At 41.5% G+C, this 22,628-nt stretch carries 25 protein-coding genes; 13 read left to right on the top strand and 12 right to left on the bottom strand.

Annotated elements, in window-relative coordinates; genetic code table 11:
- Positions 1-25 precede the first annotated feature (25 nt).
- Both QL229_RS16715 and QL229_RS16710 read left to right on the top strand, forming a co-directional pair.
- Complete coding sequence (locus QL229_RS16715) at positions 26-1,558, top strand: carbon-nitrogen hydrolase family protein (protein ID WP_135923153.1); 1,533 nt, start codon at positions 26-28, stop codon at positions 1,556-1,558.
- A complete protein-coding gene (locus tag QL229_RS16710) occupies positions 1,558-1,875 on the top strand; it encodes a multidrug efflux SMR transporter (RefSeq protein ID WP_235384264.1) in 318 nt (105 codons plus the stop codon). Before QL229_RS16715 ends, QL229_RS16710 begins: the two co-directional genes overlap by 1 nt.
- Before the next feature lie 40 nt (positions 1,876-1,915).
- On the opposite strand, the gene QL229_RS16705 is transcribed toward QL229_RS16710, so the two are convergent.
- Entirely contained in the window at positions 1,916-2,794 is an 879-nt protein-coding gene (locus tag QL229_RS16705; protein ID WP_253039784.1) for a DMT family transporter, read from the bottom strand.
- A gap of 234 nt (positions 2,795-3,028) precedes the next feature.
- Here QL229_RS16705 and QL229_RS16700 point away from each other — a divergent pair, with 234 nt between their 5' ends.
- Positions 3,029-3,412: an MAPEG family protein gene (locus QL229_RS16700; protein ID WP_135923156.1), complete on the top strand. Its 384-nt coding sequence runs from the start codon at positions 3,029-3,031 to the stop codon at positions 3,410-3,412.
- Between the two features lie 79 nt (positions 3,413-3,491).
- Here the strand turns inward: QL229_RS16700 and QL229_RS16695 are convergent, their stop codons facing one another.
- From QL229_RS16695 to QL229_RS16685, 3 genes are all read right to left on the bottom strand, one after another.
- On the bottom strand, positions 3,492-4,697 hold the full coding sequence (locus QL229_RS16695; protein WP_281547180.1) for a M56 family metallopeptidase: 1,206 nt from the start codon (positions 4,695-4,697) through the stop codon (positions 3,492-3,494).
- Positions 4,698-4,706: 9 nt separating this feature from the next.
- A complete protein-coding gene (locus tag QL229_RS16690) occupies positions 4,707-5,081 on the bottom strand; it encodes a BlaI/MecI/CopY family transcriptional regulator (protein ID WP_054554650.1) in 375 nt (124 codons plus the stop codon).
- Positions 5,082-5,149: 68 nt separating this feature from the next.
- Complete coding sequence (locus tag QL229_RS16685) at positions 5,150-5,836, bottom strand: pseudouridine synthase (protein WP_281547187.1); 687 nt, start codon at positions 5,834-5,836, stop codon at positions 5,150-5,152.
- A gap of 80 nt (positions 5,837-5,916) precedes the next feature.
- Here QL229_RS16685 and QL229_RS16680 point away from each other — a divergent pair, with 80 nt between their 5' ends.
- Both QL229_RS16680 and QL229_RS16675 read left to right on the top strand, forming a co-directional pair.
- Positions 5,917-6,222 carry a DUF6482 family protein gene (locus tag QL229_RS16680; protein WP_063528566.1) on the top strand — a complete coding sequence of 102 codons (306 nt, stop codon included), beginning with the start codon at positions 5,917-5,919 and terminating at the stop codon, positions 6,220-6,222.
- A gap of 47 nt (positions 6,223-6,269) precedes the next feature.
- Positions 6,270-6,683, top strand: coding sequence for a GNAT family N-acetyltransferase (locus QL229_RS16675; RefSeq protein WP_281547179.1), 414 nt, complete (start codon positions 6,270-6,272; stop codon positions 6,681-6,683).
- Here QL229_RS16675 and QL229_RS16670 read toward each other — a convergent pair.
- The 8 genes from QL229_RS16670 to QL229_RS16635 all read right to left on the bottom strand — a co-directional run bounded on the left by QL229_RS16670 (position 6,676) and on the right by QL229_RS16635 (position 12,891).
- Positions 6,676-7,035: a HopJ type III effector protein gene (locus QL229_RS16670; RefSeq protein WP_138557876.1), complete on the bottom strand. Its 360-nt coding sequence runs from the start codon at positions 7,033-7,035 to the stop codon at positions 6,676-6,678. The two genes, QL229_RS16675 and QL229_RS16670, sit on opposite strands and share 8 nt — an antisense overlap.
- A 9-nt stretch (positions 7,036-7,044) precedes the next feature.
- Positions 7,045-8,019 carry a retroviral-like aspartic protease family protein gene (locus QL229_RS16665; protein WP_281547178.1) on the bottom strand — a complete coding sequence of 325 codons (975 nt, stop codon included), beginning with the start codon at positions 8,017-8,019 and terminating at the stop codon, positions 7,045-7,047.
- A gap of 262 nt (positions 8,020-8,281) precedes the next feature.
- Positions 8,282-8,992, bottom strand: coding sequence for an HAD-IA family hydrolase (locus QL229_RS16660; protein ID WP_138557874.1), 711 nt, complete (start codon positions 8,990-8,992; stop codon positions 8,282-8,284).
- 12 nt (positions 8,993-9,004) lie between these two features.
- The gene (locus QL229_RS16655; RefSeq protein ID WP_135923162.1) at positions 9,005-9,958 is read right to left on the bottom strand and encodes a tyrosine recombinase XerC; all 954 of its coding nucleotides are present in this window, start codon (positions 9,956-9,958) and stop codon (positions 9,005-9,007) included.
- Positions 9,955-10,566, bottom strand: a complete 612-nt coding sequence (locus tag QL229_RS16650; protein WP_135923163.1) for a DUF484 family protein — start codon at positions 10,564-10,566, stop codon at positions 9,955-9,957. Before QL229_RS16650 ends, QL229_RS16655 begins: the two co-directional genes overlap by 4 nt.
- Positions 10,563-11,393 (bottom strand): diaminopimelate epimerase, encoded by an 831-nt coding sequence (dapF, locus tag QL229_RS16645; protein WP_281547177.1) that lies wholly within the window; start codon positions 11,391-11,393, stop codon positions 10,563-10,565. Before dapF ends, QL229_RS16650 begins: the two co-directional genes overlap by 4 nt.
- A gap of 64 nt (positions 11,394-11,457) precedes the next feature.
- Positions 11,458-12,711, bottom strand: coding sequence for a diaminopimelate decarboxylase (gene lysA, locus QL229_RS16640; RefSeq protein ID WP_138557873.1), 1,254 nt, complete (start codon positions 12,709-12,711; stop codon positions 11,458-11,460).
- Positions 12,712-12,891, bottom strand: a complete 180-nt coding sequence (locus tag QL229_RS16635) for a lipoprotein (RefSeq protein ID WP_130050045.1) — start codon at positions 12,889-12,891, stop codon at positions 12,712-12,714. It abuts the gene before it with no gap.
- A gap of 148 nt (positions 12,892-13,039) precedes the next feature.
- On the opposite strand from QL229_RS16635, the gene cyaY reads away from it, so the two are divergent.
- The 8 genes from cyaY to add all read left to right on the top strand — a co-directional run bounded on the left by cyaY (position 13,040) and on the right by add (position 22,622).
- Positions 13,040-13,363 (top strand): iron donor protein CyaY, encoded by a 324-nt coding sequence (gene cyaY / locus QL229_RS16630; protein WP_036974421.1) that lies wholly within the window; start codon positions 13,040-13,042, stop codon positions 13,361-13,363.
- On the top strand, positions 13,360-14,016 hold the full coding sequence (locus QL229_RS16625) for an alpha/beta fold hydrolase (RefSeq protein WP_138557872.1): 657 nt from the start codon (positions 13,360-13,362) through the stop codon (positions 14,014-14,016). Before cyaY ends, QL229_RS16625 begins: the two co-directional genes overlap by 4 nt.
- A gap of 24 nt (positions 14,017-14,040) precedes the next feature.
- Positions 14,041-14,904, top strand: a complete 864-nt coding sequence (locus tag QL229_RS16620; protein WP_281547176.1) for a DUF2914 domain-containing protein — start codon at positions 14,041-14,043, stop codon at positions 14,902-14,904.
- Between the two features lie 29 nt (positions 14,905-14,933).
- On the top strand, positions 14,934-15,872 hold the full coding sequence (gene hemC, locus QL229_RS16615) for a hydroxymethylbilane synthase (RefSeq protein WP_135923168.1): 939 nt from the start codon (positions 14,934-14,936) through the stop codon (positions 15,870-15,872).
- A gap of 1 nt (position 15,873) precedes the next feature.
- On the top strand, positions 15,874-17,685 hold the full coding sequence (locus QL229_RS16610) for a uroporphyrinogen-III synthase (RefSeq protein ID WP_138557870.1): 1,812 nt from the start codon (positions 15,874-15,876) through the stop codon (positions 17,683-17,685).
- A complete protein-coding gene (locus tag QL229_RS16605) occupies positions 17,682-18,791 on the top strand; it encodes a heme biosynthesis HemY N-terminal domain-containing protein (protein ID WP_253039771.1) in 1,110 nt (369 codons plus the stop codon). The genes QL229_RS16610 and QL229_RS16605 overlap by 4 nt, the downstream gene beginning before the upstream one ends.
- A 30-nt stretch (positions 18,792-18,821) precedes the next feature.
- Positions 18,822-21,518, top strand: a complete 2,697-nt coding sequence (locus tag QL229_RS16600; RefSeq protein WP_281547175.1) for a CHASE domain-containing protein — start codon at positions 18,822-18,824, stop codon at positions 21,516-21,518.
- 102 nt (positions 21,519-21,620) lie between these two features.
- Positions 21,621-22,622 carry an adenosine deaminase gene (gene add, locus QL229_RS16595; protein WP_135923172.1) on the top strand — a complete coding sequence of 334 codons (1,002 nt, stop codon included), beginning with the start codon at positions 21,621-21,623 and terminating at the stop codon, positions 22,620-22,622.
- Positions 22,623-22,628: the final 6 nt, after the last annotated feature.

Here is a 22,628-nt window from a genome sequence, read left to right as displayed (position 1 = left end):
CCTCTCGTGCCTAAAAGGAGTAAGTATGCCGGCGGAAAAAACGCATTTAGCGATCTGTAATTTAACTAAAGAGCAGTATCCACAAATCAAAACTCTCATGGATCAAGCGTATCCGGGGCTCGGTGGTGCTTGGCCAAGTCACACTATTTTTAGGTTAATAGACCAGTTTCCGGAAGGGCAAATAGGCATTGTTGATGACGGTGTTTTGGTCGGAATTGCGCTTAGCGTACAGGTTGATTACGGACGCTTTTCTAACCCACATACTTATGAAGACATTGTTGATGGTCACGACCGTGTATTTAGTGACCCTGAAGGTGATGCCTTATATGGTTTAGATGTGGTCATTTCATCGACTCACCGAGGTATGCGACTTGGTCGTCGTTTATACGATGCACGAAAAGAGTTGTGCCGCCAGTATAACTTACGTGCCATTTTAGCAGGTGGGCGAATTCCGCGTTATTACAATCACAGTGCAGAGATGACTCCGATGGAGTACATCGAAAAAGTGGACCACAAAGAGCTGTACGATCCGATTTTAAGCTTTCAGCTATCTAATGATTTCCAAGTAAAACGTCTACTTAAAAAGTATCTTCCTGAAGATCAGGAATCCGTTGGTTATGCCACTTTACTAGAGTGGAATAACATTATGTTTGAGCCGACTGATACGGTACTTGAGTCGACCAAATCAATTGTGCGCGTCGGTGCTGTACAGTGGCAAATGCGCTGTGTTGAGTCTGTTGAAGAGCTGCTTAAGCAAGTGGAATATTTTGTTGATACGGTATCAGATTATAAGAGTGACTTTATTCTGTTTCCGGAGTTTTTCAATGCCCCGTTAATGGGACTCACTGAGCAAAGCAATCAAACCGAAGCAATTCGCTATCTGGCCGAATACACAGAAACATTCCGTGATGCTATGTCGCGTATGGCGGTTGAATATAACGCCAATATTATCACCGGTTCTATGCCGCTTGCTGAAGACGACAAGATTTATAATGTCAGCTATTTGTGCCACCGCAGCGGTAAAATTGATGAGCAGCGCAAAATTCATATTACGCCCCATGAGCAAAATGACTGGGTGATCCAAGGCGGTGACAAAATTGCCGTATTTGAAACGGATGCGGGTCGTGTCGGTATTCAAATTTGTTACGATGTTGAGTTCCCTGAGCTGTCACGTATTCTCGCTAAACAAGGGCTGGATATTTTATTTGTACCATTTTGGACAGATACCAAAAACAGTTACTTACGTGTTCGTCATTGTGCCCAAGCACGCGCAATCGAAAATGAATGTTATGTTGTGATTGCAGGCTCTGTTGGTAACTTACCTGAAGTAGAGAGTTTAGACGTACAATACTCGCAATCGGCAGTGCTTACGCCATCAGATTTCTCATTCCCGCATGATGCGACCTTGAATGAAGCAACACCTAATACTGAAATGTTGTTATTCAGTGATTTAGATATGGATAAACTGAAAATCCTGCACAGTGAAGGTACGGTAAGAAACTTAAAGGACCGCCGTGAAGATCTGTATGACGTGATCTTGAAAAAGCGAGAGCAATAATGGCGTGGCTGTATTTAATTGTCGCAGGACTGTTAGAGATTGGTTGGCCAGTCGGCCTTAAAATGTCTCAACAGCCAGATAGTCGCTGGTTAGGTATTGCAATAGCTGTCGCCTTTATGGTCGCCAGTGGGTTTATGTTGTGGTTGGCGCAAAAGGATATTCCGATGGGGACATCCTATGCGGTATGGACAGGCATAGGAGCCGCAGGCACCTTCTTGGTTGGTATTTTATTTTATGGTGATGCTGCCACATTTGGCCGCATTGCCGGAGTACTTTTGATAATTAGTGGTGTAATAACCCTAAAAATTAGTCATTAAAAAAGCGGCATAGCCGCTTTTTTAATGACTAGGAATAAGCCTAATTGGGTAGCATTACCAGAATGGCTGCCAATGCAATTAACACAAGCCCCGCCGTGTCTTGGCGTTTTAACGGCTGTTTTAGCCAAAGAATCGATACCATAATGGTAAAAAATACTTCAATTTGCCCCAGTGTTTTTACATAAGCAACATGCTGCAAGCTCATGGCGCTAAACCAACCGATGGAACCTAAACAGCTACACACACTAACAGCGGTCGTGGTGCCTTTGTGATGCCACATTTTGTTAAATGTATCGCGCTCTTTGAGGGCAATATAAACGCACAGCATCAAGGTTTGTAAGCTGATAATCAGTACCAATACCCAAGCCGCCGAGTGTGGGAAAGTCAGCCCTGAATTTAAGCTTGCTTCGCGGATCCACGACGATGAAAGAGCAAATGAAGTACCGCAAGCAAGCCCAAGCAGTGCAGTGCCCAAATTAAAGTGTTTAACATTCGCGATGCCACTTAATAGCAATACCGCAATTGCACCAATAAATACCCCAATCCAGCCTAGTAATGATAGTGCGGAGCCAAAAAACATAACACCTAAAATAGCAGCCATCAGCGCTTCACTTTTGGCAAGCCCAGCACCGACTGCAAAGTTATTCATTTTAAATAGTTTTACCATCAAGCCTGTGGCAAGGATTTGGACGATACTGGCGCCAACAATGTAGCCAATAAAAGCCAGATTAAAGTCAGGAAGTGCAGCGTCTTGGTATTGATAAAGTGCAAATAAATAAAGGGCAGCAATCGGGCTGGCAACAATAAAGCGGGCAAGCGTCACCCCTGCAACACTCACTGTTGCACTGAGTTTACTTTGCAGAGCATTGCGCCATGACTGCATAAACGCTGCAAAAATAGTTAAGAAAATCCAAGTCATATTGAAAATATATTAATGGGGGGAGGCAATTAGAGTATCAAAACCAAAGTATTAGGGCATTAGCTTATCGACCAACTTGAGAAAAACTCAGCTGTGACAATATGTCGCAGGGCTTTTAAGTAATCATTAGGCTATAGTGGCAATGATGCTATTGCTAGCCGTTGCTTTTAGAAGTAGCGGCTTTTTTTTGTTTGCTGTAGGGTAAGCTATTACAGTTAAAAATAAGGAAATATCATGACAACACTGATTATCTGCGCACTCATCGCAGTACTCATACCTTATTTAGCTAAAGCCCCCGTGGCTTTTGCACAAAATAAGCTAGCAGGCTACGACAATAAGCACCCTCGCGAACAACAAGCAAAACTAACCGGCTTTGGTGCTCGTGCATTAGCAGCACATCAAAATAGCTTTGAATCGCTGATTATTTTTGCAGTAGCGCTGGCGGTGGTAATCGGTAGTAATAATATCTATCAGGTGACTGAAACCCTTGCGATTGTGCATGTTATTGCTCGCGTTCTGTACTGTATTTTCTACTACATAAACCAAGATATATTGCGATCATTAGTCTGGTTTATTGGTTATGTTTGCGCTGTGGCGATGATCGCTCTTTGCCTCTAGTTACAAAGCAATGAGTTAAAAACCACAAAGCAAGCGGCTTAAATAAGGCGCTTGCTTTAGGGTCTTAAGTTGCTACAGCTTATTTAGAACTGACTTTAACTTTCTCAATTAAATCCTTAGCTTGATAGTTTTCGTCTAAGGCAAAATCGAGTTGCACTAGGGCGTTTTTAAAGCCAGATTCAGATGGCGCATATTGCCATTGTTTTAATGCTCTTTTCGCTTCTCGATTGAAAACATCTTCAGGCTCTGCACTTACCACACTAATATTGCTGGTGGCGCCGCTTGGTAAAATATCGTATTTCAAAACGACTGAACCGCTAATGCCTTGCTCCGCAGCTTGAATTGGGTATATCGGTTCTACGCGCATAACCGCTTGATAGTCTTTTGTCTTTTCAACTGACATTGGCTGTTTTGCAATGGCAAAGCTGCTAAGCATGCCCGCTGTAAAAATAACTAATGCTGTTTTTGCGATAAATGAGCTGTTGTCGATCTGCTTTATTTGATTTAGACGTTGTAACATGGTGTTTTTATCTCCGTATTGTGAATAAGCCATTAAGCCTGTTCTGCTAAAGCTTGCACAGTGCACTAATGCCTTACTGTATAAAATTCGTTGCTCTGTCGATTTATTTTTGAGTACCTGCTCATCACATGAAAGCTCTTGAATACGGCGCAGGCTTGCATAGCCAAGCCAAGCGATTGGGTTAAACCACTGCACAATAGTGGCACTCAAAGCAATGGCATTAATCAGATTGTCTTTACGTTTAATGTGCACAGATTCATGCTCTAAAATAAGCGCTAAAGCATGGTTATCGTAGTGGCTTTGGTAGTTTGTAGGCAGCACTAGCTTGGTATTTATAACGCCTACAACCATAGGGGAGCTCACCTGTTTGCTTTGGTATAAGCGCATACTTTGGCTGTTGTGATGATCAACCGTAATTGGCTCTAGTTGCAGTTTCGCTAAAAAACGATAATGAAAGTACACGGCAGTGATCAGCATAGTAGCTGTAATAAAGCCATAAATAGCGAACCACGTTAGCGTAAATTGCGGCATTATTGCTGTGTTTGGCGTAATGGTCAGCTTACTGATAAAGTCGTTTTGTATCGGCTTTAAGTGGTTTGGCAGGTTCGCTAACAGTAAGCTAATAGGTAGTAGTGCCCACAGCGTATAAACCAAGCGCGCTGATAACTGGCTCAATAATTTTCGCTCTAGCAGCAATAAAAACAAAATTGCAGATGAGATCAAAAGCTGTTGTTCTAACAGCCAATTAAAAAATGCATCTAACATAACAAAGCCTTACTTTTGCTGTTTTTCCCAATCATCAATGACTTTTTTTAGCTCATCAATATCATGTTGCGAGAGTTGCTCTGATTTAGCAAAACCACTCACCAATGGCGCAATACGGCCATTAAAAAAGCGTTCAATAAAACTTTGGCTTTCTTTTAAAGTGTATTCTTCACGGGCAATGCAAGGGGTGTAGTTATATTGGCGACCTTGTTTCTCGAAGCTTAGTGCGCCTTTTTTAACTAAACGGCTTAGTAACGTTTTAATGGTTTTTTCGTGCCATTCTTTATCGTCACTTAAACGTGCAATTACTTCACTAGCCGTGGCTGGGTAGCCAAGCCATACCGCATCTAATACTTCGAATTCAGCTTTAGAAAGTTCAATCATTTTTATGCCTACAGATGTAATCTTTAATTAAAGATTACACGCGTAATCAATTAATGCAAACTTTTTTGTTAGAGAATGTCACTTTTTTTGATACTGACTATCTGTCCTTCGGGCAAATTTAACGTGGTTAGTGATAGCTGTGCGATATCTGTGCGGAAAAGGTCGATGACTTTATAGCCACAAAAACGTGCCATTTTACGTATTTGCCGGTTTAAACCTTGTTTTAATACGATGCAAAACTGCGTTTCGTTGACTTGGGTCACTTCACAAGGGAGGGTTATTTGTTTATCTACTGGCACACCGTTTGCCATTTTTTGACAAAAATCACTATCGAGAGGTTTATCTACGGTGACTAAATAGCGTTTGGGTTGATGGTAATCAGGGTGGATCAGTTGATTACAAAATTCACCGTCATTGGTCAAAATTAACAACCCACGAGAGTCTTTGTCGAGCCGGCCAATTGGATAAACCCGAGTGGTTTTAGGCAGGCTATGGATAAGGCTTGCTGGGTCTGCAGCATTTAATTTGCAATCTATACCAACAGGCTTGTGATACGCAAAGTAGGTGAGTGGTGCTTTAGTTGAAATTTTTTCGCCAAGTACAATTACATCATCTTGTTCATCAACATGATCTATATGATTTGCAGCACGACCATTTACTGTTACCTCACCTTGGTCAATCAAGCGCGATGCTTGCTTTCGTGAGCAGACACCTGCATGGGCAATAAATTTGGCGAGTCGCACTTTTTCAGTCATGGATGCTTTTTGTACAATTAATTTGATCACAGTATACCAAAATCACGTATAAATAGTTCCACCACCAAAGAGGAACGCACATGCCTATCAAGTTATCAGAGCTTGCAGATCATCAGCCACTGCAAAAAGTTATCCTTCATTCGTTGGAAATGGCGCTGTATCAAGTGTCTGTGGTAATTAATAACGTTGAGTATTATGTTACTGATGAGAAAGGTGAATTTATACGAGATCTCAGTCCGTTGCATATTCAAAAGCGCCTAGATCATTTAAGTTACGGTGATATGGTTTTACGCCACACCAGTGCTTATGACGAAATGTGCGGTCAGCCAGAAAAATTGGCCAGCAATATGCTCGAAGTACCCTATGGTAAGAATCACTTATACTGATTAACGATATAAGCGTATACTGAGTCATAACATTTTATAGGTATGCTATGTATCAATTAAAAAGTGATGACTCAGCTGACTTAAATAACCAGCTAAGAGAACATGTTGTTGCCTACAATGCGGCACATTTTAATGCTGAACGTATTCCCGTTGGTTTTAAGTTTGTTAATAAGCATAACACCGTTGTGGCGGGTATTCATGGCCAAGTATTTGGTAACTGGCTGCTAATTAGTTGGCTTTGGTGTGATGATAAGACGCGTGGTAAAGGGCTTGCAACCCGCTTATTAACGGAATTAGAGAGCAAAGCTAAAGCGCTTGGCGCAAACACTGCACAACTCGATACACTCGATTTCCAAGCCAAACCCTTTTACGAAAAAAACGGCTACCAAGTTAAATATGAAATGAGTAATTACCCACTCGATGGTTGCCGTTATTTTATGGAAAAATCTTTGCTTACTTAGCTTTCAGTACTTCTTGCTCGGTAAAAGTAACTCCTAAAAAAGGAGTTGCTTCAGGAGCAAGCATAAAGGTGCGAATGTTCATGTGGTCTTGCCCTTCAGGATTCTTCAACACATCATCACGATAAAACGCGCCAAAACAATCTAGGGTATTTTGTTTGCTTAGTTGGTTAAGTTTTGCAAAGGCGAAAATTTTACATGAGCCATTATTTTCATTTGCTGCACTGATCAATCCATGATTGTTAAAGCCACTAGGAGTGAAATGGTAGTTACTCTCTATCACAGCCATTGTATCGTTAAACTCTATCTGCTGTGGCGTGTTAGCTAATTTCGATAAGAAATCGTTAAGTGTCATTACCTGTCCTTAATAGTTATCTTTTATCAACTCTAACTCATTCACTTGTTGATTGATATTAAACTTAAAATTCTCTAAGAAGTTCATACCTAGCAAACCATAACTGCCATGACTTTTAAGTACTAGAACATCGAAGTTATAGAGCCGCTGTTGACCGATTTGAAAAGAGTGTACTTGATAATGCTGCGCTTCAACGAGTCCATTTGCGGTATTTACTTGCATAGTACCAAGATAATGGGCGGGTTCTTTTAGTTGTTCTAGCAGTGATTGCGTTAATACCGTAAAGCTTGCGCCAGTGTCTATCATTAGCTTAGCGTCGGTATCGTCATTGATTATGCTATTAACTAAATAATGTGAGCCATGTGGGATGAGAGGCACAACCTCAACCCCTGCTAATGCTTGCTGTATCAAACGATATAATTCGTCAGCTTCTTGCTTATGCTCATGGTTTTCAGGAAGTTGCTCAAGCGCAATTTGGCTTGCGACTAAGTCACCTAGGTGAAAATAAGCCTGCGCTTGAACTAATAAATAAAAGGTGTTTTGCGGCATATAATCTAGCCATTGTTGGCTGTGATTGAGAAGTTCTTGCCAGTTTTGTTCTTCAATCAATGACTCTGCTTTTAACTTTGTTAGCTCCGAAATTCTCTTCGCGAATCGCGCTTGCTTACTTTTTCCAAGCTGATTATGTAAAGCCATTAAACTAATAATTCCCTGTTGAACATGGCCCTGATTGATCATGCGTTTTGCATCGAGTTCTAACATTGATGCATCATAAGGGTGACTATTCAAAAAGGCAGTTAAAAATTGCTCGCTAAGTTCGTCATCATGGTGGGATAGCCAAGACTCAAGTTGCTGTTGCCAAGCACGCTTTAATTGCAGTGCAAAGCTTGGGTTATTTTCTAAAAGTTGCGTGTACTCAAGAACTGCTTCATCAAATAGATTATTGCGAAATAAGGCGACAGCATGTTGAAACTTCTCTGGCAACCTCGTTACTTTACTGGGCTTTATAACAGTGTTTTTTTCGGTTAGCTTCTCAGCTGATCGTTTATAATTATCATATTGCCATAGGAAATAGCCATTAAGGCTAAGAGAGCACACGAGTAGTAACTTTAGTAGATAATTCACTTGTGCCTTCGCCTTACTTAACTAATTAATTTTCCATACGAGAAGTCTAGGCACATTTAAATTTAACACTGCCATGTATCTTCCATACTTTATTAAGCATAAAACAAATTACAAAAATTGGTTACTTTTTAACTAAATGATTCAATAAAAAGATATCGTTAATTTCGATGTCAGCTAATCCCTTGTATTTGTAATTTGCTGCCTGATTATTCAACCAAACACTTTGACAGCCAGCGTTATTTGCACCTTGAACATCTGTGTCGAGACTATCGCCAATATGCAAAATCTCTTTGTGAGCTACATTTAGCTTTTCTGCTGCAATGTCGAATAAGCCGGGATGGGGCTTCGCTTTACCATGAGGGCCTGCCTGTAAGACAAGTTCGAATACCCCTTTGAGGTTAAACTTGTCGACTTCGACATTGCCATTGGTTATTGCTATTAAGCGAAATTGTTTGCTGAGAGCTTTTAATAGCCCTAACACTTCTTTTGATACAGTAATTTGGCTGCGAGCATCAGCAAATGCTTGATAGGCGTTGTTAGCATGTTGTTGTGCTAAATCATTTTTAAACCCCAGATCGTGCATGGCATAGAGTAGTGCCGCACGTCGCCAGCGAGTCACATCGTCAATGAGGCTTGGATCTAGCGCTAAGGCTTTGTCACGACAATAAAGCCAATACTGCGTGTCATTAGTTGGCCATTCTGGCAGCTTTGCTAAATAATCAGCTTGCGCTTGTAAAGCTGATTTAATGATCGGATGGTTGTTATAAAGTGTGTCATCTAAATCAAAACTTAAAACAGTAACAGGTGATAAAGCACGGTTAAAACGGATCATAATTACTAAGTATTACTCTGGAGTTGAGCGCTTTTTAGCGCGTGGATGAGTGTTATCATAAACTTTGGCTAGATGCTGAAAATCAAGGTGTGTATACACTTGTGTTGCCGATAAACTGCTGTGCCCTAATAGTTCCTGAACGGCACGTAGATCACCAGACGATTCTAAAATATGCGAAGCAAATGAGTGGCGAAGTTTATGTGGATGAACTTGCGAGCTGATCCCTTGTTTTATTCCCCACTCTTGCATACGGAGGCGAACTTGACGAACTGAAATGCGTTTTTTTTGGCTGCTCAAAAAAATAGCCGTTTCATCTGGGTGTGCAAATTGTGGACGAATTTTTAACCAAGACTTTAAAGCGTTTAATGCTTTGCTACCTACAGGCAATAAACGTTCTTTATTGCCTTTACCGCGCACTAAAATTTCACCTTCAGTGGTATTTATATCTTGTATGTTAGCGCCAACTAACTCGCTAATCCTTAACCCTGATGAATACATTAATTCCATCATTGCTTTGTCACGTATTGTTAGTGGTTCTTCACCTTCTAGTTCTAATAGCTTTGCCATTTGATCAACGTCTAAATTTTTAGGCAATGGCTTGGAAAACTTTGGCCCTTTTATAGCCTCAGCTGGGTTATGGTAGTGAACGTGATTTTCAATCTTTTTAGTTTTAAGAAACTTGTAGAGGCTACGAATGCAACTAAGCTTTAAGCTAATTGTGCGGCCACTCAGTTGTTTGCCTCGTAGTTGCATACTGTAACGGCGAATATGCTCACCTTGAACAGCAAACCAGTTTTCACAGAGTTTACTAAAGTATAATGCTGCAAAGCCTAATTGACTTGTGTATTGGTTGACTGTGTGTGCTGAGTATTGCTTTTCGTAGCGTAAATAATCTGCAAAAAGTTGGATAGGTGTGCGCCAAGCATCACTTAATTCATCAATATTTGGCGTCGTCACATCGCTCATGCAAGTTCCAATAACCGCAGTTGCAATGAGCGAACAAACTCAAGTACGAAAAAGCTATCTTTAGCGGGCTCAAAGTGGTTTACATCATGACTACCAAACGCCAATATGGCGACAGGATGCGCGGTGTTTCCGATCAGGTAAAGGGCAGTTGACTGTATTGAACCAGAAAATAGTAAATCGCATTCTTGTTGGTTGATACGACCTAAATAAATGCCATCGTTTTGTAGTCGATGAGTTATTAAATCATCAAACTTCTTTTCATATTTCACTAAGTGACATTCATTAATTAGTGGGTTGGTACATATAATGTTACGCAGATTGATGGCGAGCGTTTTAAAGTCGTAATTAGTCCATAGTTGGCGATGACATTCGCTGAACAGGCGGTAGATTAATTCGTTTTCTTTTGCTTGCTCAAGAAGTTGATCAATCTTATTTTTCAAAAATGTATTATGTTCACGGAGCTGGCGCTGTTGAATATGAACCAGTGAGGTTGCTCCAGCAGCTTGTTGATGCAGTTCAATGTCAGCGAGTAACTCTGGCTGTTTAATGAAAAAATCAGGGTTTTCAGTTAGGTATTGTGCAATTTGTTGTTCTGTTAGTTTGCTCATAATGCCACTTGTCCATCAAAAACATGTTCAGCAGGGCCAGTCATTCTTACTGGATGTCCTTCACCTTGCCAGCGAACTTGCAAGCTTCCACCGGGTAAATCTACTTGCACTGTGCTGGCAAGCTTATTTTGTACTTGACCAATAACGACAGCTGCACAGGCACCTGTTCCACATGCTAAGGTTTCGCTTACACCTCGCTCCCAGACTCTAAGTTTAATATGATCTTGAGAAATTACCTGCATAAAACCAACATTGGCTCGTTGTGGAAAACGCTCGTGATTTTCAAGCAGTGGCCCTAAAGTGTTCACTTCGGCGGTATGAATATCATCGACTTCTAACACGCAATGTGGATTACCCATAGAAACTGCACCACTGAAAACTGTGTGCTCTTCTGTGCGGATGATATAGGTCAACTCACGTTTACTGGCTTTTAATGGTATTTTGTTTGGTTCAAAGTTTGGGTGGCCCATGTTGACCGTAACTTGGCCATCTTTTTCAATGTATAAAGTCAAGTTACCTGATTTAGTTGAAACCGAAATTTTATGCTTGTTAGTGAGACCTTTCATGCGCACAAAACGGGCAAAACAACGAGCACCGTTGCCACATTGTTCTACTTCGTTACCGTCAGCATTGAAAATTCGGTAATGAAAATCTAAATCAGGAGAATAAGGGGCTTCAACCATGAGTAGTTGGTCAAAGCCTATGCCGAAATGGCGATCTGCCAGTTTCTTTATTTGGTCACGAGATAAGAAAACATTTTGAGTGATGTTATCAATAACGACAAAGTCATTACCTAGGCCGTGCATTTTTGAGAAATTAACTAACATAACGCTCTAATTCAGGATTGCTCTGAGCTAATCATGCCACAGAGCTGCCCGGTTATAAAAACGTTTATGGTAAAATTTTCTCGCCTTGCCATAGGCTTTCTAAGGTTTCACGTTGACGAATTAAATGACTTTGTTGGCCATCCACCATAATTTCCGCAACACGAGGGCGCGAGTTATAGTTTGAGCTCATGGTAAAACCATATGCGCCTGCACTGCGCTGTGCCAATAAGTCGCCTGCTTGAAGTGCTAGTTGACGATCTTTACCTAAGAAGTCTCCGGTTTCACAAACTGGGCCTACAATATCGTAGTTGTGAGTTGGCGTATCATCTTCACGAGGTTCAACCGGCACAATATTTTGCCAAGCCTGATAAAGAGATGGGCGAAGCATATCGTTCATACCCGCATCAACAATAGCAAAATACTTGTCTTGGTTTTGCTTAATAAACTCAACTTTGGTGACTAATATGCCGGCGTTGGCAGCAATTGCACGGCCAGGCTCAAAAATTAGTTCCAAGTCTTGATAATCAGCTAAGCGAGCGGTGATTTTGTCTACATATTCACTTGGGTGAGGTGGCGTTTCGCCGTTATAAGGCACACCCAATCCGCCACCAATATCAAGGTGTGAAAGTGTTATGCCAACGGCTTTTAATTCTTCGATAAGAGTTAGTACTTTTTCAAGTGCAGCTAAAAAAGGTTTAATTTCTGTTAGCTGCGAACCAATGTGGCAATCGACACCGGTAATTTTTAAACCCGGTAATGATGCCGCATGTTGGTAAACCGTCACTGCAGTTTGAATATCAATACCAAATTTATTCTCTTTTAGACCTGTTGAGATATAAGGATGCGTTTTAGCATCAATATCAGGGTTAACACGAATCGAAATAGGTGCCACAAGGTTTAGTGACGTCGCCACCTCAGAAATACGCTCAAGCTCTGCGACAGATTCAACGTTAAAACACTTGATCCCCAATTTAAGTGCATACGTTATTTCATCAGCGGTTTTTGCAACGCCAGAAAATACCACTTTACTGGCATCTCCACCTGCTTCGATAACGCGTGCAAGCTCACCTTTTGACACGATGTCAAAGCCAGAGCCAAGACGGGCTAAAATATTGAGCACGGCAATATTTGAGTTGGCTTTTACGGCATAACATACCAAGCTTTTATGTGACTTTGCTGCATCAGCAAAGGCACGGTAATGGCGCTCAAATGTTTTACGCGAATAGATATAACACGGTGTACCGTATTGTTCTGCCAGCTCTTTGACAGCGATGTCTTCAGCGAACAGCTGATTATTATTGTAGTTAAAAAAGTCCATCTATTGGTCCTGTTTTTGCTCTGGTTGTTCGGATGGATCAGCCTGTGGCTGAGATTCTTTAGGCTGTGCAGTATCATCTGGTAGATAAAGAGCACCACTTTGTCCACATCCTGCTAGGGTTAGAAGTAGGGCGCTAAGTGGTAAGATTGTTTTTAATTTTTGGCTATGAGTCTCTTTCATTAGATTAATACGATTGCTGGCTTTATAATCGCAGAGTAACAGAATATTTAAAAAATGCAGCTATTCGCGGATGAATTTATTCCTGTTACACTTGTTGTACACAATCTGCCCCCAGATCTAGGCTTAAAGCCAGTTAAAGGACATTAAAATGACTGATCATGAATACCACACACTAGCCGATGCATTAATGCTAACTATTGAAGAGCAAATCGATGAATGTGATGCCGACTTAGATTATGAATCAGCGTCAGGTATTTTAGAAATCATCTTCCCAGATCGCAGTAAAATAGTGATCAACAAGCAAGCACCACTTCATCAAGTGTGGGTTGCGACGAAATTTAATGGTCACCATTTTGAACTACGCGATGATAAGTGGATTGATAACCGCTCGGGTGCTGAGTTTTGGCAATTTATGTGTGATGCAGCAACACGTCAAGCGGGCCAACCTATTGAGTGGCGCTCAGAACTATGAGTTTAGAGTTTGTCGAATACCCAGCACAGAGTGACCACAAAGCAACCGTCATTTGGTTACATGGGTTAGGTGATTCTGGTGATGGTTTTGCGCCAGTTGCACCACAGCTAGCACTTCCAGCTGAGCTTGGGGTGCGTTTCGTATTTCCGCATGCACCTGTGCAACCGGTCACCATTAATGGTGGTATGGCAATGCGCTCTTGGTACGATATTAAATCGATGGATTTAGATAAACGTGCTGATGAACAAGGTGTGCGTGACTCGGCTGCAAAAGTGGCTGAGCTTATTGACCAAGAAATTGCAAAAGGGATTGCTGCAAACAAAATTATTCTTGCAGGTTTTTCGCAAGGAGGGGTGGTATCGCTACACTTAGCGCCACGACTCGATTATAAATTAGCGGGTGTAATGGCACTATCAACTTACATGTGTGTACCAGCTAAATTAGCCGATGAAACCAAGCAACAAGGGTTAAATATATTTATGGCACATGGTCGATTTGACGATGTGGTACCGCATAGCGCTGGCAGGCAAGCATTTACTGTACTTAGCGCTAATAACATGGAAGTAAGCTGGCAAGACTATCCGATGGCGCATCAAGTTTGTGGTGAAGAGCTTATGGCTATCCGTGAGTGGTTAATTGCTCGCCTGAGTTAATTTTTGGTTGTGAAGGGGCCAAACATGACAAAAAAAATTGTAATAACAGCTAACATGAATGCTGAAAAATCAGAAAGCCGCCGCCTAGAAACGGTCACTTATCAGTGGCACTGGCGACGCATATTTATGGTTAGCAGTGTGATTTTTGTCGCACTAGCAGCTGTTATCTATAGTTTTGTTGGTGCTGTTAATGCCGAACAGGCTGAAACCGATGAGCAAAGTGCTGAAGCAACGGGTACTGTTATGCAACAACCCACAGCAGCTGACACGGTATCGCCAAGCGAACTTGAACCAGCTTCACCTCAACCGCAAGAACCTGCTATTCAAGTCGTCGAGCAAAAGCAGGATGTAGAAGCGCCTGCTGATGAGCAGCCAATAACCTCTGACTTAGAAACAGAAACGACAGCGCAAGCAGAGGCTATTGATGAAGCTTCGCCGGTCCTTGAAGAAGAAAACCGCGACGAACCTATCGCCATCGCTAAAAATTCTGATGTTCAACAGCAATTTTCTCAGTCTGCTCATATTGCTAGCTTAGCGATTGGCGCTAAAATAGATACAGATAAAGTTAGTAGAGCGGTATTAACAACCGATGTTGTTGATCGAGAACCAGTCAACGTTCTAAAAAACGATGTAAAATTGTCGGAAATAACGCAAAGCTTAAGCTTTTTTAGTGAGCTTAAAAATATGCAGGGACAAACTGTTCGTCATCAATGGTATTACCAAGACACTCAGCTTGCATCTATTGAATTAGCAATAACTAGCCCGCGTTTTCGAACCTACTCAACCAAAAACATCATGCCAGAGCAACTCGGCGAATGGCGGGTAGAAGTGGTGGACGCGCAAGGTACTTTACTTGCGCAAAAAGAATTTAGACTTTTAGCTGATTAATTTCGGCCAGATAAACAATTGGAATTTTCATGACTCAGACAACAAAACGCGTTCGTATCGCTACACGTAAAAGTGCGCTTGCTCTATGGCAGGCCGAATTTGTAAAAGCACAGCTAGAGCACTTTCATGACGATGTGACGGTTGAACTTGTTCCTATGTCGACGCAAGGGGATATTATCTTAGATACACCGCTGGCTAAAATTGGTGGTAAAGGCTTATTTGTAAAAGAATTAGAACAAGCCATGCTAGATGGTCGAGCAGATATTGCTGTGCACTCGATGAAAGATGTGCCGGTTGAGTTTCCTGAAGGCTTAGCGCTTCATACTATCTGTGAGCGTGAAGACCCTCGTGATGCATTCGTATCAAATAACTACAAAAGCTTAGACGAGTTACCGCAAGGTGCTATTGTTGGTACATCGAGCTTACGTCGCCAATGTCAAATTCGTGAAGCACGTCCTGATTTAGATATTCGTGATTTACGCGGTAACGTTAACACTCGTTTAGCTAAGCTTGATGATGGTCAATATGATGCAATTATTCTTGCAGCAGCAGGTTTAATTCGTTTAGAAATGCCAGAGCGTATTACGGCATTCATTGAACCAGAGGTTTCATTACCTGCCAATGGTCAAGGTGCCGTCGGCATTGAATGTCGTGTAGATGATGAAGTAACAAAAGCGCTGCTAGCACCACTTGAGCATACAGAAACACGTATTCGTGTTAATGCCGAGCGTGCCATGAACCGCCGTTTAGAAGGTGGCTGCCAAGTACCTATTGGTGCTTTTGCGTTGGTTGATGGTGAACAAGTGCATTTACGTGGTTTAGTTGGCGCAATTGATGGAAGTCAAATGCTACGTGATGAAGTTTCTGGCCCTGTTAGTGACGCTGAGCAGCTAGGTATTACACTTGCTGAAAAGCTACTTGCGCAAGGTGCAGATAAAATTTTAGCAGAAGTATATAGAGACGCTTAACATGCATATATTGATAACTCGTCCAGAAGGGAAAGGCACTGAACTTGCGCTTGCGCTTCAGCAGGCGGGTTATCGAGCAACCCAGTGTCCAGTGCTTACCCTTGATTATCTTACCCCAAGTAGTAGTGAGCTCTCACCACTTGAGAATGCTGATAAGATCATTTTTATCTCGCAGGATGCTGTTCATGCATTGTTAAAGCTCACACCCACAATTAATAAAGCAGCACAACTTTATGCAGTTGGACAGCAAACGGCAGATGCAGTGTATGAAGCCTTTGGGCGTCGAGCTGCAGTGCCGAAAAACCATGACTCAGAGGGCTTGCTCGAGTTAAAAACTCTACAAGATGTAGAGTTGGATAATATTGTTTTGGTTAAAGGTGAAGGTGGGCGCACAACGATAGCGAAAACCTTAAAACAACGTGGGGCACTTTTAAATCAGCTCGTGGTATACAAACGAACTGCAATCGAGAGTGAACCAGGTAAGTGGATGGACCACTGGCAAACAATTGATGTAGAAGGTATAGTCATTACCAGTAATGCAGCTGTTGACGCCATTTTTAATGGTCTCAATGAATCGCAGTTAGCATGGTTAAAAGCGCGACAATTTTATGTTGCCAGCGAACGTATCGCTGATTATTTAAAACAACAAAATGTAGCAAGAACGCAGATACACATTGCTGCAGGGGCAAGCGATAGTGCTATGTTCGCCTGTATTGATAAGCAAGGTAGCAAAATGAGTGAAGCAGATTTAAAACAAACCACAAAGCCAGCCAGCGCTGAGCCTGCCAAAAAAGCACCTGCAGCTAAACCAGCAGCAGTTCAGCATAAAAGAGGGATAAGTAAAACAGGGAGCTTGGCTTTACTCATTTCACTCCTTGTTGCCTCGGCTGTGGGATATGAGTTTTATCATAAACTTAATGGCGATCAACAATCTACTCTTGCTATTAATGAGCTGACAACAGAAAACCAACGTTTACAGCAACAGCTTGATGCGGTGAAAAGTGCCCAGCAAACATTGCAGCAATCGCTATTTAATACTGAACAAAAAGTTACTGATGCGCTGAATGAAAGTGCTGAACAAACGCAGCAGCAGCTGCAAGCGGCTTTAAAGCGTGCCGAGCAGCAAACTTTTACACTTAATCCGCAAGAAGTCACAAGCTTGCAGCGTATGGCTGAGTTTAAACTCTGGGCTGAGCACGACTACCAAGGTGCTGCTGCTGTATTATCTCGTTTAGATAGCTTGCTTGCTGAGCATCCTGGAACAGGGGCTATTCGCCAAGCAATTCATCAAGATTTGCAAACATTAAATGCCATTGAGCCAGTTGCTGTAGAAGCCATTTATTTAAAGCTGCACGGAATCAATCAGCAAGTGACTGAGTTGGCATTTAATGCTATTTCTCTACCTGAAGAAGTAAAACAAGAAGATCCAAATCAGCTTAGTGAAAACGTCAGTGAGTGGCGTCAAAACCTTGCAAAATCTTGGCAGCAATTTAAAGACTTCTTTGTCACAGTTCGTACTCGTGAAGACATGGTTGTTGCGCCATTTTTAAGTGAACAAGAGCGCCATTTAGTAAAACAACGCCTAAGTTTATATATCGCACAAGCGCAAGACGCCGTATTAACAAAACAAAGCAGTGTGTACTTTAGTGCAGTTGATGCAGCGCATGACTTAGTGAAAGATTACTTTAAACAAGATGATGCAGTCACTAAAGCGGTATTAACTAGCTTAACTTCACTTTCAAAAGAGCAACTCGATTTCAGCCCTAAAGTGTCACTGCAAAGTACTGAGCAGGTGAAGGAGTGGGCACAATGATCCGCTTCTTATTGATAATCATCGCTATTGCAGCTTGCTTAGGAATAGCCCCTTTTTTTATTGATCAAAAAGGCTATGTGCTTATTGCTTTTAACAATACCACGGTTGAGGGCACTATTTGGGGCGTCACTGCGTTAGTTTTGTTGGCTTTTGCTGCGATATTCTTGCTTTATAAATTGGTGCGTTATTTGTGGTCTTTGTATAGCCATACGCGACATCGTTTTTTTGCTCGAAGTGAAGAGCGCAAACATGCTGCAATTGAACAAGGAATATGGAGTTTAATCAATAACGATTACACTGAGCTTGAGTTAGCACTTGAAAATAATAGTGTGGCAGAGCAATGGAATGATGTGCGTTATGCTTTACTTGCCAAAGCAGCATTGGCAAATAACAACCGTGAACAAGCAATTAGTTATCTTGATAAAATCAGTCAAGACAAGCAGCTAAAAGTCGCTAACTTATGGGTTGCAAGTGGTGAGACGAGTACTATTTTTGCTGACCTTAAAGCCTTGGCAGAGCGTAAAAAAGCCTCTAGCTTAGAACTTAAAATGTATGCTCACGTCCTGATGCAAGAGAAAAAGTGGTCGGCGCTTAATGAATTTATGCCTCGCTTATTACGTAAAAAAGCACTTTCAGATAACGAATGGCGTCAGCTATTTGACCATTACTTTTCTGCGCAACCTAGCAGTGAACTAACGACACGTTATGAGCAATTAGCCAAGAACTTAAAACCGTTAGCTGAAGTGAGCTATTTTTCAGCTATGGCGCGCGTGGGTGATCTTAATAAAATTGAGCTAAGCTTAATCAAAATGCTAAAAAAACCACTTCAGCATAAAGATTTAGCACGTATTTTACGAGCTAGCACGGCGGGTGATGCACTCAAACTGCAAACAAGCTTGCAAGATATATTAAAAAAAGACACCGAAAATACAGACCTGCTTTTAGCCTTAGCATGTTTAGCAAATGCTCATGGCCAGTACGACTTAGCTGCACGAGTATTTGATAAAGCGCTTAATGCAGATAATCGTGACGAGTATTTGCAGCAAGCAGTGCTAAGTTATAGTAAAAGTGCTCAACCAGATAAGGCCCTGGTACTGTATCAGTAATTTTGGCTTAGCCTGCACAGGAGCGATGGCTTGAAAAACTTATTTGCGCTGACACTAAGTATCGCTTTCGCTTATTTTCTAACAGGGTATTTAAGTAATTCTCTTTTGGCTATCGACGGCTATGCTGTTGCAGCATGGCCCCCTTCTGGTATAGCTCTGGCCAGTATCTTACTTAGTCGAAACCGTGCCTTGCCTGGGGTGTTGTTGGGGGCTTTCTTAGTCAACCTTATCCATCTCGATAAAGTTACTGATATTTTACATTGGCAAGTTATGTTACAAGCCATTGGGGTAACAGCAGCATCTACTTTCCAAGCCTGGTTGGCTTATTACATTATTATTCATGTTGTAAAACGTCCTCTTGAACTATCGTCGCTAAAACAAAGTGTGCAAGGGTTAATCATTGGCGGCCCACTTTGCAGTCTTATCGCAGCATCGACAGGAACTGCGCTGTTGGTCATCAATAATGTGATTCCTAGCTACGCGGCACTTAATAATTTTATTGCTTGGTGGATTGGTGACAGTATCGGAGTACTCATTTTTACTCCGTTAGTTTTAGCGGCATTCAGTTATAATCATGCACGGCAGCGACTACAAATTATTGTTCCTTCACTATTAATTTATATGATTATTTGTGTCAGCTTTTATGGCGCAGCAAGTGTTAAAAAGGAGAAAGATTTACAGCGCAAAGAAGCAAAAGTAAGTGCAATAAAAACCAACCTTGAACACAAAATTGATGAAATTAAGTCTCATCTGTCGTTATTGGCAACCTTTTTTGCAAGTAGTGACATGGTTGATTTTGAAGAGTTTAAGCGCTTTACCTCAAGACAGCTGCAATACAGTAAAGAGATAATAGCGTTTGAGTGGGCACCAAAAGTGATTAATTCACAATTGGATAATTACCAAAATTTGCTGCTCGAAGAGCTTGGGCCTAATTACTATATCAAAGAGAAAAATTCCGCGGGACAATGGCAAGCGGTAAGTCAGCGTGCTATTTATTTTCCGGTGCAATATATCCACCCATTGCAAGGCAACGAGGCCGCACAAGGTTTTGATTTAGCCTCCCATGAACTGCGCAGGCAGGCACTGACAGACGCTCGTTTAATAAAAAATGTCACAGTGAGTGAGCCTATTACCTTGATGCAAGGTGATGGTAACGATAAAGGAGTCTTGTTCTTTAACCCTGTTTATTCAGACATAAATCATCAAGTCGGGTTTAGAGGTTATGTTGTTGCTGTGGTTAATTTAGAGTTGCTGGCGCAAACACTAAACTTTAATCAGAACACAGAGATTGATGCCAGCTTCTATGACGTTACCGACGGCAGTAACCCTGTCGAAATTTATAACCCTCAACGTGTTGGAACAACGGCCATTGCGAGCTTTAATTTTATTATTGGTGAGCGTGTCTGGCAGGTGAAATTATGGGAGTCAGTCGCGCAATCGTCTTGGTTGCCTTATTGGCTTGCACAAATAGTCGGTATGCTGTTTGTTTGGTTATTGATCACCTTTTTGATTTCAGTAACCGGTACTAATATTCAAATTCGTCAGCAAGTAGCAAAACAAACCCAAAGCCTTCGTGAAGAAAAACAAAAAGCGGATAAAGCCAGTCAAATTAAGAGTGAATTTTTGGCGAATATGAGCCATGAAATACGCACTCCTATTAATGGTATTAAGGGGTTGCACTACTTGGCTATGCAAGAGCAAGATTGGCCGCAAGCACGTAGTTATATTGATCAAGCCGATGGTGCATTGAATGTACTATTAAGAGTTATTAATGATGTTTTAGATTTTTCTAAAATAGAAGCTGGGCGCTTGGAAATGCATCAAGAGCCAATCGATGTTAATGCGCTTGTTAGTGAAGTCTGTAACTTGCTGCAATTTGAATTGAACACTCGCTCTTTAGAGTTTGACGTTGATTACGACAGCTCTTCGCAGTTAGAGATTTACACCGATCCTATTCGGTTAAAACAAGTGCTGTTAAATTTATTAAATAATGCTGTTAAATTCACACCACAGGGGCATATCACTCTACGTATTTGGCAACAGCGTGAGTTTACTTACTTTAGTGTTATTGATACCGGTATTGGTATTAGCAAAGAAGCGCAACAGCGATTATTTCAGCCATTCTCGCAAGCAGATAGTTCAACCTCACGCCGTTTTGGTGGCACAGGTTTAGGGTTAAGTATTTGCCAAAAATTGGTTTCGATGATGGGTGGCAGTATCAGTTTGCAAAGCGTTGAAGGGCAAGGTTCAACGTTTACTATTTCAATCCCTTTTGAGTCACCTTTATCAGAGGTTATCCAAAGTGATGATGAAGTTGTTGATATTGATGTCAGCTCATTATCATTCGCAGATTACGCAATACTTTTAGTTGAAGATAACCCGCTAAATCAGCATGTCGCTAGCTCTATTTTAAAAACCAAAGGCTGTCAGCCTGATATAGCAAAAGATGGCCACGAAGCTATTAAGATGATTAGTGAAAAAAGCTACGACCTTGTACTAATGGATATTCAAATGCCTAACATGGATGGTCTGCAAGCGACTAAGGTTATTCGCAATGAGCTGCTGATCTCCGAGTTACCGATTATTGGCTTATCGGCAAATGCCCATGATGATGACCTTAAGAAAGGCCTCGCCAGTGGCATGAATGGTTATCTAACTAAGCCAATTGACGCTGATAAATTGTTTAAAACATTTTGGCAGCATCTGCACGGCAAAAGTGCTTTATAAAGCAGACAATTGACCTCTTAAAAGTAAATATATTCATCTACACTTGAATTATCGTTGTGGGTACGTATGATCCGCGAAAATTTTCTGAACTGAGTACTAATTATGATCAACAAGACACTTCCTTTGCTTGATATTCATCGTCATCTTGACGGTAATGTTCGCCCACAAACGATCTTAGAACTTGGTCGTCAGTTTAATCTTGAATTACCAGCAGATACAGTAGAGGCGCTGATCCCTCATGTTCAGGTTATTGACCCTGAACCAAATCTTGTCGCCTTTTTACAGAAATTAGATTGGGGTGTAAAAGTACTCGGTGATTACGATGCCTGTCGTCGTATTGCCATCGAGAACGTTGAAGATGCTATTGCACAAAGCCTAGATTACGTAGAGCTTCGTTTTAGTCCATATTATATGGCGCAAAGCCAAGGACTGCACCCGCAAGGTGTCGTAGAAGCGGTGGTTGATGGTGTTAGGAGTGCGTGTCAAAACGCACCAATTAAAGCCAACTTAATCGGTATTATGTCGCGTACTTATGGCACTAAAATTTGTCAGCAAGAGCTTGATGCGTTACTTGCTTTTAAAAATGATTTAGTTGCTGTTGATTTAGCTGGTGATGAAATAGGTTTTCCGGGTGAATTATTTGTTGATCACTTTAAGCAAGTTCACGATGCATACTTAGCTGCTACTATTCACGCTGGTGAAGCGCGTGGTAGCGAAAGTATCTGGCAAGCAATTAACGAGCTTGGTGCAACGCGTATTGGCCATGGTGTAAAAGCGATTGAAGATGCAGCGCTTATGGATCACTTACGTGATAAACGCATTGGTATTGAGTCTTGCTTAACCAGTAACATTCAAACTAGCACTGTTGCTGAGCTTGCAAAACACCCGTTAAAAACCTTCTTAGACCATGGTATTTTGGCATCAATTAATACTGATGATCCGGCAGTTGAAGGTATTGAAATTGCGTATGAGTATCAAGTAGCCGCGCCTGCAGCTGGTTTAAGCCAAGCCGATATGGAAAAAGCGCAAGCTAATGCGCTTGAAATTGCTTATTTAAGCGAGGCAGATAAAGCGGCTTTAAAACAGTTAGCTGCTAATCGTTAAGCAGCT

Origin of the sequence: Pseudoalteromonas sp. PAR1 (assembly GCF_947311895.1) — a bacterium.
Taxonomy (GTDB): Bacteria; Pseudomonadota; Gammaproteobacteria; order Enterobacterales; family Alteromonadaceae; genus Pseudoalteromonas; species Pseudoalteromonas lipolytica_C.
Note: the sequence above shows the minus strand (reverse complement) of the source record. Positions and strands in the feature narration are given on the sequence as shown.